Annotated in this window: 13 protein-coding genes; 4 read left to right on the top strand and 9 right to left on the bottom strand. The window is 61.2% G+C overall.

Annotated elements, in window-relative coordinates; genetic code table 11:
• Positions 1-100: 100 nt before the first annotated feature.
• The 4 genes from CLU90_RS16210 (at position 101) to galE (ending at position 4,136) form a co-directional block, all read left to right on the top strand.
• Positions 101-1,165 (top strand): P63C domain-containing protein, encoded by a 1,065-nt coding sequence (locus tag CLU90_RS16210; protein WP_100428385.1) that lies wholly within the window; start codon positions 101-103, stop codon positions 1,163-1,165.
• Between the two features lie 220 nt (positions 1,166-1,385).
• Positions 1,386-1,619 (top strand): hypothetical protein, encoded by a 234-nt coding sequence (locus tag CLU90_RS29355; RefSeq protein ID WP_157808839.1) that lies wholly within the window; start codon positions 1,386-1,388, stop codon positions 1,617-1,619.
• A 652-nt stretch (positions 1,620-2,271) separates the two neighbouring features.
• A complete protein-coding gene (gene trmB, locus CLU90_RS16205) occupies positions 2,272-2,952 on the top strand; it encodes a tRNA (guanosine(46)-N7)-methyltransferase TrmB (RefSeq protein ID WP_092711937.1) in 681 nt (226 codons plus the stop codon).
• Positions 2,953-3,116: 164 nt separating this feature from the next.
• Complete coding sequence (gene galE / locus CLU90_RS16200) at positions 3,117-4,136, top strand: UDP-glucose 4-epimerase GalE (RefSeq protein ID WP_092711935.1); 1,020 nt, start codon at positions 3,117-3,119, stop codon at positions 4,134-4,136.
• A gap of 178 nt (positions 4,137-4,314) precedes the next feature.
• On the opposite strand, the gene CLU90_RS16195 is transcribed toward galE, so the two are convergent.
• From CLU90_RS16195 to CLU90_RS16155, 9 genes are all read right to left on the bottom strand, one after another.
• Positions 4,315-5,601 carry a Glu/Leu/Phe/Val family dehydrogenase gene (locus CLU90_RS16195; protein WP_034745922.1) on the bottom strand — a complete coding sequence of 429 codons (1,287 nt, stop codon included), beginning with the start codon at positions 5,599-5,601 and terminating at the stop codon, positions 4,315-4,317.
• 289 nt (positions 5,602-5,890) lie between these two features.
• Positions 5,891-6,868: a LysR family transcriptional regulator gene (locus tag CLU90_RS16190; protein ID WP_100428384.1), complete on the bottom strand. Its 978-nt coding sequence runs from the start codon at positions 6,866-6,868 to the stop codon at positions 5,891-5,893.
• Positions 6,869-6,912: 44 nt separating this feature from the next.
• Positions 6,913-7,395 carry a hypothetical protein gene (locus CLU90_RS16185; RefSeq protein WP_100428383.1) on the bottom strand — a complete coding sequence of 161 codons (483 nt, stop codon included), beginning with the start codon at positions 7,393-7,395 and terminating at the stop codon, positions 6,913-6,915.
• Complete coding sequence (gene recQ, locus CLU90_RS16180; protein WP_100428382.1) at positions 7,395-9,218, bottom strand: DNA helicase RecQ; 1,824 nt, start codon at positions 9,216-9,218, stop codon at positions 7,395-7,397. The genes CLU90_RS16185 and recQ overlap by 1 nt, the downstream gene beginning before the upstream one ends.
• 6 nt (positions 9,219-9,224) lie before the next feature.
• On the bottom strand, positions 9,225-10,070 hold the full coding sequence (locus CLU90_RS16175) for an undecaprenyl-diphosphate phosphatase (RefSeq protein ID WP_092711929.1): 846 nt from the start codon (positions 10,068-10,070) through the stop codon (positions 9,225-9,227).
• A gap of 155 nt (positions 10,071-10,225) precedes the next feature.
• A complete protein-coding gene (locus CLU90_RS16170; RefSeq protein WP_100428381.1) occupies positions 10,226-11,374 on the bottom strand; it encodes an MFS transporter in 1,149 nt (382 codons plus the stop codon).
• A gap of 33 nt (positions 11,375-11,407) precedes the next feature.
• The gene (locus CLU90_RS16165) at positions 11,408-12,178 is read right to left on the bottom strand and encodes a DeoR/GlpR family DNA-binding transcription regulator (protein ID WP_092711925.1); all 771 of its coding nucleotides are present in this window, start codon (positions 12,176-12,178) and stop codon (positions 11,408-11,410) included.
• Between the two features lie 90 nt (positions 12,179-12,268).
• Positions 12,269-12,541 carry a YkgJ family cysteine cluster protein gene (locus CLU90_RS16160; protein WP_100428380.1) on the bottom strand — a complete coding sequence of 91 codons (273 nt, stop codon included), beginning with the start codon at positions 12,539-12,541 and terminating at the stop codon, positions 12,269-12,271.
• 70 nt (positions 12,542-12,611) lie between these two features.
• Positions 12,612-13,355 (bottom strand): head GIN domain-containing protein, encoded by a 744-nt coding sequence (locus CLU90_RS16155; RefSeq protein ID WP_100428379.1) that lies wholly within the window; start codon positions 13,353-13,355, stop codon positions 12,612-12,614.
• Positions 13,356-13,369: the final 14 nt, after the last annotated feature.

The following is a 13,369-nucleotide window of genomic DNA, read 5'->3' as shown; positions in this document are numbered from 1 at the left end:
GTATTGAAATGCTTGCATATGGAATTATGTAAGTAAAATACTTGCATTAGATGTTTTGCAGGTATAATTTGCTCCAGATCATCAAAACAGGAGCTGGAACATGGAAGAGAGTCCAAAAGGTCGGTCCAAAGGGGGAGTTGCTCGGGCTGAAAGCTTGAGTGTTGAAAAGCGCAAAGAAATTTCTGCCAATGCTATTGCTACTCGCTGGGAAAATGCTGCTCGTAGGAGTGCTCTTCCAAGTGTCGTCCTGAAGCAGAATGATCTTTGCTTGGCTGGGTTGAACATACCATGTGCAATTATTGAGGGCGAAGGCAAAGGCGAGGTCCGTCGGGTATTGACGGAAAGCGGCATAACAGAGGCTTTACTTGGGACACGCAGCGGTGCGTCTAAGCGACTCAAAAAAGCGTCCCAAGACGCTGGGGCCCCTGTGCCCATCTTCCTGGCACCACGACAGCTTACCCCCTTTATCGAAGTCGAAATATCTAGCGGGTTATTGGCGCCAATCGAGTATGTGGATGGCAATCGAATCGTGATTGGCTATGACGCCAGAATTTTGCCGACCGTCTGCGATATTTGGCTTAAAGCACGTGAAGCTGGTGCACTTCAAGCTCAGCAACTAGACAAGGCTCAAAAAGCTGAAGTTCTTATGAGGGCGCTTGCACACATCGGCATTATCGCGCTGGTCGATGAGGCAACAGGGTACCAAAACGTTAGGGCTAAGGACGCGCTTTCAAAAATTCTGGAAGCTTTCGTAGCTAAAGAATTGCAACCGTGGATAAAGAAGTTTCCGCCTTCGTTTTATGAGGAAATTTTTAGGCTCCGAAAGCTTGAGTTCCCCTCGTCTTCCGTGCGTCGGCCGCAGTATTTTGGTCACCTTACAAATGACATTATTTATCGTCGCTTGGCTCCTGGTGTTTGGAAGGAGTTGAAAGCTAAGGTTGCAAAAAACGAAAATGGCAGGCCCAAGCATAAGTTGCATCAAAATTTAACCCAGGAAATCGGTGATCCACGTTTGCGTGATTTAATAACCTCTGTTACGACGATAATGAAGCTGAGTAACAATTGGGGAGATTTCAAGCAAAAGATCGACAGAATCCATCCACCATACAACGAGACGATGCTTCTGCCATTCGAAATCACAGAGGATAGTGGAGAGGGGTTTTAATCGTTTCCGCATGGGCTGTGCAGAGTGGTGAAAACAGGACATTTGGTAGGCCTGACTTTCGCGTCCCTTCACGGTACACCATGAACTGGAGCGAATTGCCAAAAGTGGTGGCTGGATAGTGATAACCAGATATGTTATATTGGTTAAAAATAAACTATCCAGCTTATAGAATTCTTGGGAATTAATCCTGAGGATGTCAATGTATTTTTAAAGGATTTTAATGGATTATTTGATCACCATTTCGCATAACGACGGCAGTGAAAAGAAGAAGTATGAATTCAAATTCTCTTCTGATACTGAACTTAAGCTTTCCACATTGATAACAAATTCTGCTGTTGTCGAGCGAGCATTAAAGTCTTTACCTGCAGGAGCTTCAAATGCAGGAGTTCAATCGTTTCAGTTCACAACTTTGCGAACTTACACAACGTCACCGTCAAATTTCAAAAGTGATTAATTGGTTGCGCCGTCGAGAACCGTGTAAAGGATACTGAAGAAAAATGACAATAGTCATCTGAGTTTGATCCCGCTATCATAGTGAAATCCCCCTCTAGTCCACCTGCACACCTGTCGCCTGAATTCCTCGCATATATGCTCAACCAGCTGACCTCGTGCTGATCAAGGTTAATCAGCGTGAGGATATGCGTTAAGTATTTTTGCACCGGTGTCCGTGTGTAGGTATTTTAGTAGGTACGAAGATTGGCATGGTGCATGAAAGTCTTGTCAGGATTGGCTATTTGCAATACACCACTGCGCTCACTGCGGCGCACATCCGCGCGCCGAGGGCGCGCGTCCGGCACTAGCAGTTAAATCAGCGATGCGGTCCGTGGATCGGTACTGTTTTCCAGAATAGTTTGCTCCACAAGCCCAAAATACACCGCATGGATGGCCGCTTGTACGGCTGCTATAATGTCACATTCGCGGAGCAGAAACGGGCCGCAAGCCCGCATGGCTGTTGAGTTCCTTGTCGAGCTTCCCAAGCTTACGACGAGGGTTCGATTCCCTTCACCCGCTCCATTTTTCGCTGGCGCCTGGTCTTGTGCGGCGCGGCCACTACTTTCTTCATTCCCATGTCTTCTGATACCCCAGCAAACGGCCCGGTGCGGCCGATGATGTACGATCCGACCGAACACCGCATCCGCAGTTTCGTGACCCGCGCGGGACGGCTGTCTGTCGCGCAGGCGCGCGCGCTTGAGACCCTGGGGCCGCAGTTCCTGTTGCCTTTCGCCAAGGAGCCCATGGACTTCGAGCAGGTGTTTGGCCGCAAGGCGCCCGTGATCCTGGAAATCGGTTTTGGCATGGGCGCGACGACGGCGCATATCGCCAAGGCGATGCCGGAGAAGGATTTCATCGGCGTCGAAGTGCATACGCCTGGCGTCGGCAGCCTGTTGAAGTTGATCGGCGAAGAGTCGCTGACGAATCTGCGTCTGCTGCAGCACGATGCCGTGGAAGTGCTCACGCACATGATTCCAGCCAATTCGCTGGCCGGCATCCACGTGTTTTTCCCTGATCCATGGCACAAGGCGCGCCACAACAAGCGCCGTTTGATCCAGTCGCCGTTCGTCAAGCAATTGACCGATCGCCTGGCACCGGGCGGCTATCTGCATTGCGCCACCGATTGGGAAGATTACGCGGTGCAAATGCTGGAAGTGTTGGGTGCCGAGCCGCAACTGCGCAATAGCGCCGACGGTTACGCGCCGCAGCCCGCGTACCGTCCGCTGACCAAGTTTGAAAACCGCGGCTTGAAGCTGGGCCATGGCGTGTGGGATTTGGTGTTCATCAAGAAATAGACGCGAGTGCGCTGGGGCTTGTCGGCGCCGTGTACTGGAACAGAATCAGCCTGCCGCCACCGCGCCGCAGGCTTTTTTATGCCCAACGGTGATTCGTTTGGCGTGCCGGCTTGGCAGGCCGGGTGAATTCAGGTAGGCTTATCTTTTTTGCATTGATTGACATTATGACCAAAAAGATACTCGTGACAGGCGCGTCCGGTTTCATCGGCTCGCATACCTGCGTCGAACTGCTGGCCGCTGGCTTTGACGTGGTCGCAGTGGACAATCTGTGCAACAGCGCGCGCGAAGCGATGGCGCGTGTGGAGCGCATCTCTGGCAAAAGCGTACCCTTCTATGAAGCGGACGTGCGCGACCGCACGGCCATGGCCGCCATTTTGCGCGAGCACGCCATCGATGCCGTGATCCATTTCGCAGGCTTGAAGGCCGTAGGCGAGTCCGTGGCCCAACCGCTGATGTATATGGATAACAATGTGTCGGGCACCGTGGCGCTGCTGGAAGTGCTGGCGGCGGCGAACGTGAAGCGTTTTGTGTTCAGCTCGTCGGCCACCGTGTATGGCGATCCGGAAGCCTTGCCGATCCTGGAATCGTCGCGTCTGTCCGTGACCAACCCGTACGGCCGCTCGAAATTGATGGTCGAGCAGATCCTGGCCGACCTCGTGCATGCTGATGCTCAATGGCAAGTTGGCGTGCTGCGCTACTTTAACCCGGTTGGCGCGCATGCCAGCGGTTTGATCGGTGAAGATCCGGCCGGCATCCCGAACAATCTGATGCCTTTCATCGCCCAGGTGGCCGTGGGCCGCCGCGAGCGCCTGGCCGTCTTTGGCAATGACTACGATACGCCGGACGGCACGGGCGTGCGCGACTACATCCACGTGGTCGACCTGGCGCTGGGCCATGTGGCGGCGCTGAACCGCCTGTTCTCCACCGAGGGCGGCTTTACCGTCAACCTGGGTACGGGCCACGGCTACAGCGTGCTCGAGACCGTGCGCGCGTTCGAAGCCGCCAGCGGCCGCAAGGTGCCGTATGAGATCGTGCCGCGCCGCCCCGGCGACATCGCCAGCTGCTACGCCTCGGCCGACAAGGCGAAGCAATTGCTGGGCTGGCAAGCGCAGAAAAACATCGACGACATGTGCCGCGACCACTGGCGCTGGCAGCACCAGAACCCGCAAGGCTACGCAGCTTGAAGCAAAGCTGGCGCCCATAAAAAATCCCGCTCACACGCAAGTGTGGCGGGATTTTTTTTTGAGGCCATCAACCCAATGGCGCCTGAAAAATGCCCAGGGCTAGGCACCGCCCCGAAGACAGTACGCTAGTACGGCGAGGGGCTGGCAACAACGCCCCGGGCATTTTCTCAGGCAGCCATTATGGGTACAAACCGCGCACTTCGCGAGCCTGCAGCACGCGCGTGCACGCCAGGATGAAGGTCGCGGTACGCATCGACACTTTCTTCTCTTGCGACACTTGCCATACCGAATCGAACGCTTCGCGCATGATGCGGGTCAGGCGGCTGTTGATTTCTTCTTCCGTCCAGAAGAAGCTCGAGAAGTTCTGCGCCCACTCGAAGTAGCTGACGGTCACGCCGCCGGCGTTGGCCAGCACGTCCGGCACGATCAGCACGCCGCGGTCGGTCAGGATGTCGTCCGCTGCCGGCAGGGTCGGGCCGTTGGCGCCTTCCAGGATGATCTTGGCGCGGATGACTTGTGCGCGTTCGGCCGTGATCTGCTGTTCCAGCGCGGCCGGGATCAGGATGTCGCAATCGATGCCCCAGAAATCTTCGCGCGGCACGAATGCCTCGGCGCCCGGGAAGCCTTCGACGCTGCCCACTTCGGCCACGTGTGCCAGCAATTGCGGGATGTTCAAGCCGCCGGAATGCACGACGGTCGTCTTGTGGTCTTGTACCGCGACCACTTTCGAGCCGGCTTCAGCGAACATGCGTGCAGCGACGCCGCCCACGTTGCCGAAACCTTGCACGATGACCTTCGCGCCTTCGAGCGACATGCCGACCTTGGCGGCCGCATCGCAACCGACGACGAACACGCCGCGGCCCGTCGCATCGCGGCGGCCCAGGCTGCCGCCCAGCGAGATTGGTTTGCCCGTTACCACGCCGGTCGACATATTGCCGCCGATCATGGCGTAGCTGTCCATCATCCACGCCATGACTTGTTCATTCGTGTTGACGTCCGGCGCCGGGATATCCTTGTTTGGTCCGATGATCATGCTGATCTCGCTCGTGTAGCGGCGGGTCAGGCGTTGCAGTTCGTTGCGCGACAGGGTCTTCGGGTCGACACGGATACCGCCCTTGGCGCCGCCGTATGGCACGTTGACCGCTGCATTCTTGACCGTCATCCAGGCCGACAGGGCCATCACTTCCGACAACGTCACGTCCTGGTGGAAGCGTACGCCGCCCTTGCCCGGGCCGCGCGACAGGTTGTGCTGCACGCGGTAGCCTTCGTAGTGGGCAATGGTGCCGTCATCGCGCTCGATAGGCACGTCGACCGTCAGGATGCGCTTTGGACGCTTCAGCGTTTCCACCCAGCGCGACAGGTTGCCCAGGTACGGCGTAACGCGGTCGATCTGCTCGAGGTAGACGCCCCATGGGCCAAGGTCTTCAGGATTGAGGTAGGAAGGAAGTGCGTGCTTGCTGGTCATGCTTGATAAGCTCCTGGACAAAACGGTGGGGTAATGCCGAAAAATCTGCTGCGCGTCGTGCTTTGCGGCCGGCGATGCTCGCTGTACCTTCGTACAGCTGCGCTTCTCGGCCACAAATCACTGCCGCTCGCGACGATTTTTCCTGGCATTCAAAAATGCTGTGGTGGCGCAGTCAATTGCATTGCGCGCAGCGGAACCGCATCGTAGGCGATAGCCTCATGCCCCGGCCAATGCTTTGTGCGCATCCGGTTATGCATTTATTGCATAGTTGTATTGCTAGGATTGCCAGTCAGGATGTCGTGGCCTCGATGGCGCGTTTGCGGCGCTTGCCGCCGCGCGCCTTGCCATCTTGCGACTGCACCAGGTATTGCCACAGGCTTTCGACGATCTGCTTGCCTGGCCGCAGGCTGGACGGCCGCTCGCGATATAAACGGATTTCCAGCTCGATTTCCCAGCCTGGCGCGCCGCCGTCGGCGCGCGCCAGGTGCTTGTATTTGACGTCGCGCATGACGGCCGATTCGGGCAGGAAGGCGATGCCGCGCCCTTCCAGCGCCATCATTTTCAAGCCTTCGGCCATGTCCGTTTCGTAGCAGGTTTCCAGGAACAGGGGCGCCTTGGCGTCTGCCAGCAGCAATTCCACCATGCGTCCCAGGTAGGCGTTGCTGGTGTAGGAGAGAAAGGGCAGCGGCTCCTTGGCGCTGCCGGGCAGGACGAAGTCCGGCACCTTGTCCTGGCCGCAGCGCGCATAGGCGCGCAGGGTTTCGCGGCCCATCACCAGCATGTCGTAACGGCCCGGGTCCAGCTGCACCGGCTGGCGCGGATGGTGATAGCACAGCAGCAAATCGCAGCCGCCATCGACCAGCTGCAGCACGGCGTCGTGCACGTTCAGCGCCATCAGGCGGCTGTTGATCGGCGCGAAACCTTCTTCCAGCGCCGTCAGCCATTTCGGCATGAAGGTCAGCGACAGGGTATGAGGTACGGCGAAATCGACGCTCGTTTGCGTGGCGGCCCGCTTGCCGCGCAAGAGGGCGCGCACGCCGTTGATCTGTCCCAGCATTTCCAGCGCCTGTTCGTAGAATACGGCGCCGGCCGGCGTCAACCGCGTCGGGTAGGAGGTACGGTCCACCAGGTCGATGCCGAGCCAGTTTTCCAGCGACTGGATGCGCCGCGAAAAGGCGGGCTGGGTCACGTGGCGCAGGGCCGCGGAACGGCTGAAATTATGCGTCTCAGCGAGCGAGATGAAGTCTTCCAGCCATTTGGTTTCCATCGCGGGACCGTTCCGTTATCAAGGGCAGGGGCAAGGTAAAGTGGTCAGGGCGTCTCGGGCGATGCCGCCGGCTGGTACAGCGCGGCGGGCAGGCCAAAGAAGGACGGCGGACCCAGGGTCGTGCCATCGAGCGAGCCGCCCGCGTTCAAGCCCTTGTTGATGGCCGCCAGCAGGGAGCTGCGGCTGGCCAGATTTTGCAGCAGCGCGCGCGGGCCGTTGTGGAAGGTGTGCTGGGCGATATCCGCGGCGACGACAAAGATCGGCTCGCGGCGCTGGGGGAACTCCACCCATTCGCCGTCCTCGTCCTGCGCGCAGAAAGTATCGGGCAAGGTCATGTTTTCGGCGCCGGGAAGGTGCGACGCCAGCACCAGGCCGAAGGCCTCCGGCACCACGTCGGCCAGGCGGCGCACGGTAAGGTCGTCTTGCACCAGGGCGCGCACTTGCGCTTCCACCGCGTCTTCGGCGTCGGGCTGCGCGCCCAGGATTTTCACGGCCTGATAAATCAGGTCCGGCGAGAGTGCTTCCATCAAATCATCTCCAGGATCATGGCGACGATTTCGTCGCCGTACGAGGCCAGTTTTTTCTCGCCCACGCCGCTCACGCCGCGCATCTGTTCCAGCGAGGTGGGCTTGGCCTTGGCGATTTCGCGCAGGGTGGCGTCGACGAAAATCACGTAGGCGGGCACGTTGTGCGTGCGCGCCGTCTCCACGCGCCACCAGCGCAGCTTGTCGAAGATCGCCTGCTCGCTGGTGGACAGGTCCGTCTCGACATAGCCCTTCGCCACGCTGGTGCTGCGCTTGCTGGTTTTCACCGGTTTCTGGTACTGGCGCAGCTGCACTTTCTGGCCGCCCTTGAGCACGGGGCGCGAGGCGTCCGTCAGCTTCAGCGAGCTGTATTGTTCATGGTCGACCGAGACGAGGCCCAGCGCGATGGCCTGGCGCAGAATCGACTTCCATTCCGCTTCTCCCAGATCCGAGCCGATGCCGAACACCGACAAGGAATCGTGGTGCCAGGTCTTGATGCGTTCCGATTCCACGCCGCGCAGCACGTCGATCACGTGGCCGCCGGCGAAGCGCTGGTCGACGCGGTAGATGGCCGACAGCAGTTTTTGCACGGGCACCGTGCCATCGAACGACACGGGCGGCACCAGACAGGTGTCGCAATTGCCGCACGGCGAAGCCGGTTCGCCGAAGTATTCGAGCAGGCGCATGCGGCGGCAGCTGAGCGTTTCGCACAGGCCCAGCATGGCGTCGAGTTTGACGCCCAGCACGCGCTTGAAGGTGTCGTCCGCTTCCGACTCGTCGATCATGCGCCGCTGCAGCACCACGTCCTGCAAGCCGTACGCCATCCAGGCGTTGGCGGCCATGCCGTCGCGGCCCGCGCGCCCCGTTTCCTGGTAATAGCCCTCGATGCTTTTCGGCAGATCCAGATGCGCGACGAAGCGCACGTCGGGCTTGTCGATGCCCATGCCGAAGGCGATGGTGGCCACCATGACGATGTTTTCTTCGCGCAGGAAGCGCGCCTGGTTGGCGCTGCGCTTGGCGTACTCCATGCCGGCGTGATAGGGCAGGGCGCGGATGCCGCTCTGGTTCAGAAATTCCGCCGTCTCTTCGACCTTTTTGCGCGACAGGCAGTAGACGATGCCGCAGTCGCCCGCGTGTTCCGTGTTGATGAAGTCGAGCAGCTGCTTGCGCCCGTTGGCCTTTTCCACGATCTGGTAGCGGATGTTCGGGCGGTCGAAGGACGAGACGAACTGGCGCGCGTCGTCCAGCTGCAAACGCAGGGCGATTTCGGCGCGCGTCTGCGGGTCGGCCGTGGCCGTGAGCGCGATGCGCGGCACGTCCGGGAACTGCTCGTGCAGCACCGACAGTTTGATGTATTCGGGACGGAAGTCGTGGCCCCACTGGGCCACGCAATGCGCCTCGTCGATGGCGAACAGGGCGATCTTCGAGGCCTGGAACAGGTCCAGGCAGCGTTGCGTCATCAGGCGCTCGGGCGCCACGTAGACGACGTCGATGCCGCCCGTGCGCACCAGGCGCTCGATGCGGCTCGCTTCTTCGTAGGTTTGCGTGGAATTGAGGAAGGCGGCGCGCACGCCGACCTCCTCCAGCGCGTCGACCTGGTCCTGCATCAGCGCGATCAGGGGCGAGATGACGACGCCGACGCCGTCGCGCAGCAGCGCGGGAATCTGGTAGCACAGCGACTTGCCGCCGCCCGTGGGCATCAGCACCAGCGCGTCGCCGCCATGGCTGACGTGGTCGACGATGTCGGCTTGCTGGCCGCGGAAGGCCGGGTAGCCGAAAACGGTTTGCAGCAGGTGCAGCGCGCGCTGGTTAAGATCTTGATTCATGGTGCCTTATTCTGCCCAAACAACCCAGCCGTAGTGGGCGCTGGCCAACACCAGCAAGCCGAACACGATGCGGTACCAGGCAAAAAACGTGAAGTCGTGCGAGCTGATGTAGCGCAGCAGCCAGCGCACGCACAGGAAGGCGGAGACAAAGGCCGCCACGGTGCCCAGGCCGAACAGGGGCACGTCGGTGGCCGACAGGATGTCGCGCGCCTTGTACAGAGAATAGGCGGTGGCGGCCAGCAGGGTCGGGATGGCCAGGAAGAACGAGAATTCCGTGGCCGTCTTGCGCGACAGGCCCAGCAGCATGCCGCCGATGATGGTCGAGCCGGAACGGCTGGTGCCGGGGATCAGCGCAAACGCCTGCGCGCAGCCCACTTTCAGGGCGTCGAACGGCGTCATTTCATCGACCGAGTTGACGCGTACGGTGACGGGATTGGTGCGCGCGCGGCGCTCCACCAGCAAAATCACGATGCCGCCGATGATGAAGGCCATGGCCACGGGCACGGGCTTGAACAGCGCATGCTTGATCATCTTGCCAATTGCCAGGCCGATGATGGCCAGCGGCAGGAAGGCGATGGCCACGTTGAGCACGAACTTGCGCGACTTCGCTTCGCTGCCGAAGGTGGTCAGCACCTTGCCGATGCGCTGGCGGTATTCCCAGCACACGGCCAGGATGGCGCCGGCCTGGATGGCGATTTCGAAGACATCCATGACTTCTTTCGAGACATCCTTGGTAAAGTCGAGCAGGCTGCCGGCCAGGATCAGATGTCCGGTGGACGAAATCGGCAAGAATTCGGTGAAACCTTCGACCAGCCCCATGATGATGGCTTTTAACGCAAGAATGAGATCCATAGGTGTATAAACGGGTATAAGTGGCAGGATGGGGTGAGTGCGTGGCGCCAGCAATGTGCGCGGGGTCGAAGCTTACCATGCCGGAGGCCCGGCTAGCCGATTTGGGCGCTGCCGGGCGGCGCTTTTTTCGCGCCGTCCGGCAGGCGGAGGGACGATCAGGATAGCTGTTTTTCTGGCGCCACTAGGCGCGCGCTGGCCGCCACCAGCAGCAGGGCGGCGCCCAGCATGGCAAAGGCGATATTCAGGCTGGTGGCGTGCGCCACGAAACCGATCACGGCCGGGCCGGCCAGGATGCCCGCATAGCCGATGGTGGTGATGGCTGCCACGGCCAGGCTGGCCGGCATGGCATGTTGCTGGCCCGCCGCCGTAAACAGGATGGGTACGATGTTCGCCGCGCCCAGGCCGATCAGCACGAACCCAAACATGGCCAGGCCGGCATGCGGCGCCAGCACGGCCAGGAAGAAGCCTGCCGCCGCGCACAGGCCGCCAAAAGTAAGCACCCGCTTGCCGCCAAAGCGGCTGACCACCTTATCGCCCGTGAAGCGTCCCACCGTCATGGCGATGGCGAAGGCGGCATAGCCGAGGCCGCCCTTGGCTTCTTCCACGCCGCGCGTGGTGGTGAGGAACAGGGCGCTCCAGTCGAGGATGGCGCCTTCGGCCAGGAAGACGATAAAGCACAGCAGGCCGATGAAAATGACGGCGCCGTGCGGCATGACGAACAGCGGCGTCTTTTCGCCGGTCGCGGATGCCGTCGGCAGCAGATGGCCTTGCGCCGCGCCCAGCACGCCGCACAGCAGCAGCATCACCACCGCGCAGGACCAGGCAGGAGACAAGCCCAGCCACAGCAACAGGGCCATGCAGGCCGCGCCGGCAAAGCCGCCCACGCTGAACAGCGCATGAAAGCCCGACATCATGGCGCCGCCGTTGGCCTTTTCGATGACCACGGCCTGGATATTGATGGCGACGTCGAACGTGCCCATGGCCGCGCCGAACACCAGCAGCACCAGGCCCAGCTGTAGCGGCGTGGCGGCCAGCGCCAGGCCGGGCAGCACGGCCGTCAGCAGCAGGCCGGCGCAGACAATGACCTTGCGGCAGCCGAAGCGTGCCGTGAGCATGCCCGTAAACGGCATCGCGCACAGCGAGCCTGCGCCCAGGCACAGCAGCAAAATGCCGAGCGTGGCTTCATCGAGGCCCAGGCGCGACTTGGCGTAGGGAACCAGCGGGGCCCAGGCGGCCATGCCGAGGCCGGCGGCGAAAAAGACCAGGCGCGTGGCGCGTTGTTGCAGGGTGCCGGTGAGATGCATGGGGGAGCTTTTCAAGAGTCGGGGTGGATAAAATCAGGCGTGGGCGCGCAATACTTGCACGCCCAGCCGTTCAAAGGCGGCAACGTGGACCGCATCGGCATCGGCTTCGAGCACCAGGTGCTGCAGCAAGCCCGTGGCCAGTACGCCGAACGGTGCGGCCGTGCCCAGCTTGTCGCTGGTGACGGCCACGACGACCGCCTTGCTGGCGCCGGCGATGCTGCGCTTAAACTCGGCCTCGTCGTAATTAAAGGCCGTTACGCCCGCGTCCGCATCGGCGCCGCAAGCACCGAGGAAGCACAGGTCGGGATGCATGCGCTCGACTGTGCGCAGCGCCTGCGGCCCCAGGCTGGCGCCGGCACGGCGGTCGACCCGGCCGCCAGCCATGATCAGCTCGATTTCCGGACGTTCCATCAGCGCCATGGCGATCGCTGGCGCGTTGGTGATGACAGTGAGCGCCAACGGCGGCAAGGCGCTGGCGATGGCCAGGTTGGTCGAACCCGCGTCGAGAAACAGCACCTGCCCCGCGCGCACGAGGGACACGGCCGCCTGCGCCAGACGCGCCTTGCGCTCGGGCGCTTCCTGCTTGCGCTGCGTCAAAGTGCCGCCGTCGGGCGCCAGCGGCAGGGCGCCGCCATACACGCGCTGGCACAGGCCGGCCGCCGCCATCTCGCGCAAGTCGCGGCGTATCGTATCTTCGGAAACGTCAAGCTGGCGCGCCAGGTCCAGCGCCAGCACGCGGCCATCGGCTTGCAATTGTTGCTGGATCAGCGCATGGCGTTGTTTGAGGAGCAGGGTGGCGGACATGGCGAACTTGTAAACGTGCAGGAATGTGCATGAATATACGCAAACGTGCAAATGAGGTCAACTGTTATCTGTCAGCCGCCGCCACGCCCTTCAGGGCGCCGTCAGCCGTTCCAGCGCGTCGAGCCAGCGGATGGCGTGTTCGCGGCTGTCGCCGCACATGTCCTCGGATGGCTGCAAGCCGCCGCAAAACGCGGGCCGCTCCGGCTGGCCGAAGATCTTGCAACGGTTGTCGTCAGCCAGCTGCACGCAGCGCACGCCTGCGGGTTTTCCATCCGGCATGCCAGGAATCGGGCTGGTGATGGAGGGGGCGGTGCAGCAGGCGCCGCACGATGGACGGCATGCCAGGGTGGCAGAGGGTGACATGGGATTTCAAACGGACGGGTGAGGAGCCGACAGTATAGCAAGCCGGCTCCCGTGCGTCGCCAGGGCGCGCTTAGCGCACGATGCTGACGCGCTTGCCAGACAGGGTGCGGCGGGCCGGATCGCCATGCACGGTGATACGGCCTGAACCGCTGGCGCGGGCGTTGACTTCGTTCTGGACGGTGACGTCGATGTCGCCGGAACCATTGCTCGCCAAATAGGCAACGTCGCTGCTCACGGAGGCCAGGTTGATGTCGCCCGAACCATTCACGTTGGCGTCGATGCGCTGCACGGCGCCGCTGGCGCTGACGCTGCCCGAGCCGTTGACCGCCACGTTGACGCGCTCGCCGCGCACGCTGCCCAACTGTATGTTGCCCGAACCGTTCTGCACCGCGTCCGTGTTGCCGCTGGCGAGGGCCGCCGCGTTGATGCTGCCGGAACCATTGTTGGCCACGTTGAAGCGTCCCACCGTGCCCGACAATTCGCTCTTCATCGAACCGCGCTGCTCCAGGCTGAAATCGTCGCCATTGAAACCGCTGGCCACCAGGCGGCCCGAGCCGGAAATGGTGATCTTCTTCAATTGCGGCGTCGTGTAGATCACGTGGATGCCATTGCTGCTGCGAATGTTCGTATCGCTCCAGATGCGCAGGGTATTGCCGCTCACTTCGCTATGGATGCGCGGCTGCAGATTGCTGTCCGCTTCGATCACCAGCGATGTCGCCGGCCCGACGCGCACGTCGATCTTGATATCGATGCGTTTCATGCTGTCGATGTCGAGCACGCTGATGTTGCCGACCTGGCGCACGTCGCGGCTCACTTGCTCGTTGCCCT

The organism is Janthinobacterium sp. 67 (assembly GCF_002797895.1).
Taxonomy (GTDB): domain Bacteria; phylum Pseudomonadota; class Gammaproteobacteria; order Burkholderiales; family Burkholderiaceae_D; genus Janthinobacterium.
The sequence above is the reverse complement of the archived record's forward strand: the minus strand, read 5'-3'. Positions and strand labels throughout refer to the sequence as shown.

Bases quoted from the DNA above. Each gene is read 5' to 3' on its own strand.
- CLU90_RS16210 (WP_100428385.1), top strand. From the start codon at position 101: ATGGAAGAGAGTCCAAAAGGTCGGTCCAAAGGGGGAGTTGCTCGGGCT.
- CLU90_RS29355 (WP_157808839.1), top strand. From the start codon at position 1,386: ATGGATTATTTGATCACCATTTCGCATAACGACGGCAGTGAAAAGAAG.
- trmB (WP_092711937.1), top strand. From the start codon at position 2,272: ATGATGTACGATCCGACCGAACACCGCATCCGCAGTTTCGTGACCCGC.
- galE (WP_092711935.1), top strand. From the start codon at position 3,117: ATGACCAAAAAGATACTCGTGACAGGCGCGTCCGGTTTCATCGGCTCG.
- CLU90_RS16195 (WP_034745922.1), bottom strand. From the start codon at position 5,601: ATGACCAGCAAGCACGCACTTCCTTCCTACCTCAATCCTGAAGACCTT.
- CLU90_RS16190 (WP_100428384.1), bottom strand. From the start codon at position 6,868: ATGGAAACCAAATGGCTGGAAGACTTCATCTCGCTCGCTGAGACGCAT.
- CLU90_RS16185 (WP_100428383.1), bottom strand. From the start codon at position 7,395: ATGGAAGCACTCTCGCCGGACCTGATTTATCAGGCCGTGAAAATCCTG.
- recQ (WP_100428382.1), bottom strand. From the start codon at position 9,218: ATGAATCAAGATCTTAACCAGCGCGCGCTGCACCTGCTGCAAACCGTT.
- CLU90_RS16175 (WP_092711929.1), bottom strand. From the start codon at position 10,070: ATGGATCTCATTCTTGCGTTAAAAGCCATCATCATGGGGCTGGTCGAA.
- CLU90_RS16170 (WP_100428381.1), bottom strand. From the start codon at position 11,374: ATGCATCTCACCGGCACCCTGCAACAACGCGCCACGCGCCTGGTCTTT.
- CLU90_RS16165 (WP_092711925.1), bottom strand. From the start codon at position 12,178: ATGTCCGCCACCCTGCTCCTCAAACAACGCCATGCGCTGATCCAGCAA.
- CLU90_RS16160 (WP_100428380.1), bottom strand. From the start codon at position 12,541: ATGTCACCCTCTGCCACCCTGGCATGCCGTCCATCGTGCGGCGCCTGC.